This is a genomic window from Ruegeria sp. AI3 (assembly GCF_056541245.1).
The window spans coordinates 1-1,203 of the sequence record NZ_JBQFYA010000049.1 but is presented as its reverse complement, the minus strand read 5'-3'; the positions used below and the strand labels follow the sequence as shown (position 1 = coordinate 1,203).

Annotated in this window: 2 protein-coding genes; one reads left to right on the top strand and one right to left on the bottom strand. The window is 61.4% G+C overall.

The window, feature by feature from the left end:
- The coding region (locus tag ACRZ95_RS22910) for an alpha/beta hydrolase (protein WP_480555678.1) at positions 1-487 on the bottom strand (487 nt) is incomplete at its 3' end.
- Positions 488-590: 103 nt separating this feature from the next.
- On the opposite strand from ACRZ95_RS22910, the gene ACRZ95_RS22905 reads away from it, so the two are divergent.
- The coding region (locus tag ACRZ95_RS22905) for a hypothetical protein (RefSeq protein WP_480555676.1) at positions 591-1,203 on the top strand (613 nt) is incomplete at its 3' end.

Genomic DNA, 1,203 nt, shown 5'->3' with positions numbered 1-1,203 from the left:
CCAAGCGGTCGAACACCGCGTGCTGTTGCGCCTCAGGCATTTTGTTCAGCGCAAAGGGCGCCATCAGATCGAATTCGACCCGCATCGGCTGTTTCCAGAACGCCCCGCCCTCCATCAGTGCGCGCGGCACGGCGCGTTCGTCATCGGTTTCGGGCAAGGTGCCCCATGGCGCGTTCGGGTTGATCAGGACGATGGCGCGGGCCAGCCCGCGCGCCGCGACCTGCTGCGCCACAACACCCGCGATGGCGTGACCCAGTAGCACTGGTTTGCTCTCCAACCCCTGCACGAAGTCAGCAATGTCATTGGTGTAATCGGCGACGGATGTGTCGGTCAGACCGGGATCCGGCTCGGCCGTGGGGTCACCGCCATGATAGCGCAGCGCGGGCGTGTGCACCGTCCAGCCCCGGTCGCGAAAGAACCCTGCATAGTCTTCCATGCACCACGGACCGGCAAAGGCCCCGTGAATCAGAACAATCTCTTTGGTCATCAAAACGCCTCCCGTTCCGATCACAGTATCGGCATCCTGCAAGACGTTACAACTGCGCGTGATCGCGGTTGCGTGGCGGGTTGGACCACTTAAACTCAGGCACATGAGTTTTGTCACTGATAACCAGCTTCCCCTGCTGATCCTGTTCTTTGTGATTGGATCGGTAGGCACGGCCTTTCTGTTCCGCAAACCGGCAGGTCATCGGGCGTGGAAGCTGGCCGATCTGGTCTGGGTGGTCTTGGGCGGTATCGGTGCGCTGGTGGCGGTGCTGGCGGGGCTGTATGCCTCGGACAGCTCCCGGCTGGACCGGCAGATTGATGTGGCCTATGCCGCATCGCGGGCCTTTGACCGGGACGCGGCGCGGTTCCGGCTGCGGTTCTGCGATCCGGCCTTTGATCCCGATACGGCTGTTTTGTGCGACAAGGTCGAGTTCCTGTCGGCCTCGACCGCCAGCAATGCCGACCTGCCCCTGTTCATTGCGGTGACAAACGAGGTTGCCCCTTTGCAGGGTCTGCAATTCCTGTTTGGACGGCAGGCCAAGGATGACATGGAAGAGAGGCGCGGGATGGCGGCAAAGGCGGACGCCTTTGATATCGAACAGTTTCTTGTGTTCACACCGCTGGACGACGCAACCCAAACCGCCATCGATAACATGCGCCGCAAGGTGCCCACGATTGCCGGGGACTATGTGATCCTTGCGCAAAGCTATGACGATC